Origin of the sequence: Microbacterium sp. HMWF026 (assembly GCF_003061325.1) — a bacterium.
GTDB lineage: Bacteria > Actinomycetota > Actinomycetes > Actinomycetales > Microbacteriaceae > Microbacterium > Microbacterium testaceum_E.
On record NZ_QAJB01000322.1, the window covers coordinates 1 to 1,758 of the forward strand.

General features: G+C 72.0%; 2 protein-coding genes. Both read left to right on the top strand.

Annotation, left to right across the window (positions count from 1 at the left end):
- On the top strand, nt 1-1,307 hold a 1,307-nt coding region (locus DBR36_RS12250), incomplete at its 5' end, for a diacylglycerol/lipid kinase family protein (protein ID WP_375136079.1).
- A 213-nt stretch (nt 1,308-1,520) separates the two neighbouring features.
- On the top strand, nt 1,521-1,758 hold a 238-nt coding region (locus DBR36_RS18430), incomplete at its 3' end, for a deoxyribodipyrimidine photo-lyase (RefSeq protein ID WP_258222782.1).

The window sequence follows — 1,758 nt, forward strand, 5'->3', positions numbered from 1 at the left end:
GTCCTATGGTGGATGCCATGGCCGCCCCTGACGAGCCGCGTGACGACGCGGAGTCCCCCGAAACCGTCCCCGCCGATGCCCCCGCCGAGGTGAAGGCGGACGCCGCCGCGGCGGACGGATCGCACGACGACTTCCACGCCGCGCGCCTCGGCGACGACGCGGGCGACCGCCCGCGTAAGGACGTCCCCCACCCCAAGGACGCCGCGGAGCCCGACGACGTCATCCACCAGCCCGAGGACGTCGACCCGGATTCGTCCGAGGAGCTCCCCGGCAAGGCGCAGCGCGTCGGCGCCGAGGGCGACGAGAAGCCGATGGACGCCGAACCCGCGCAGAACAAGCGCGCGGCCCTCGTCTACAACCCCACCAAGGTCGAACCCGAGGAGCTGCGCGGCCGCGTCGCCGAGCTGTCGAAGGACGCCGGCTGGGCCGAGCCCCTCTTCTACGAGACGACCGTCGACGATCTGGGCGATGACGCCACCCGCGCCGCCCTGGACGAGAAGGTGGATGCCGTGCTCGTGGCCGGCGGCGACGGCACCGTCCGCGCGGTCGCCGAGGCGCTGACCTCCACGGGTGTTCCGCTGACGATCCTGCCCAGCGGCACGGGCAACCTGCTCGCGCGCAACCTGTACCTGCCCCTCGACGACACCGACACGATGATCCGCGCGACCTTCGAGGGCGACGTCCACTCGATCGACACGGGACTCGCCCGCATCCGCCGCGCCGACGGCGAGATCGAGGAGCACGGCTTCTCGGTCATGGCCGGCATGGGGCTGGACGCGGCGATGATCCAGAACACCCGCGACGACCTCAAGAAGCAGGTCGGCTGGGTCGCGTACGTCGACGGTGCCGCCCGCTCCCTCGTCAACGCGAAGCCGTTCCGCGTCATGTACCAGCTGAACGGTCACCGCCTGCACTCGGCGAAGGTGCAGAGCGTGCTCTTCGCGAACTGCGGCGCCCTGCAGGGCGGTGTCGCGCTGATCCCCGACGCCTCGATCGCCGACGGTCGCCTCGACGTGGCCGTCCTGCAGCCGACCGGAGTGCTGGGCTGGCTCGGCGTGTGGCGGAGCATCGTGTGGGACAACTCGGTGCTGCGCAAGTTCCGCGCCGGTCGTCGCGTGCTCGAGCGCCGCAAGGACTCGTCGGTGCGGTACCTGCGGGGCACGGGCATCGAGCTCGCCACCTCGCCGGCGCAGCCGATCGAGCTCGACGGCGACGAGTTCGGAGAGGCGACCCGCATCTACACCAGCATCATCGCGGGCGGTCTCATCGTCGCGCTGCCGAAGGGTCACGACACCTCGTCCATCTGACGTCCGGCGTCGGCGGCCGGACGTCGGACGTCGCCGCGAGACCGTACGCCCTCGTCCAGACCGTAGGCACTGGTCGACGAACGGGCACGGTTTCGCGACACGGGTGCGGTCTCGCGTCGGATGCGCGGGCGCGGCGGCGCCGGGCGCGGCGGCGCCGGCCGAGGCGGGTGTCAAGCCCGGACGACGGGATGCCGCGGTGGATACCGTCGGGGAATGGCTTCGCCCTCGATCGTGTGGTTCCGTGACGACCTCCGCCTGACCGACCATCCGGCCCTGCGCGCCGCGCTCGACCGCGACGAACCCATCGTCGCGCTCTACGTGCTCGACGAGGAGTCCGACGGCGTCCGTCAGATCGGCGGAGCCGCCCGATGGTGGCTCGACGGTTCACTCGGCTCGCTCGGCGAGCGCCTCGCCGAGCGCGGTTCGTCGCTCGTCCTGCGACGCGGGAAGG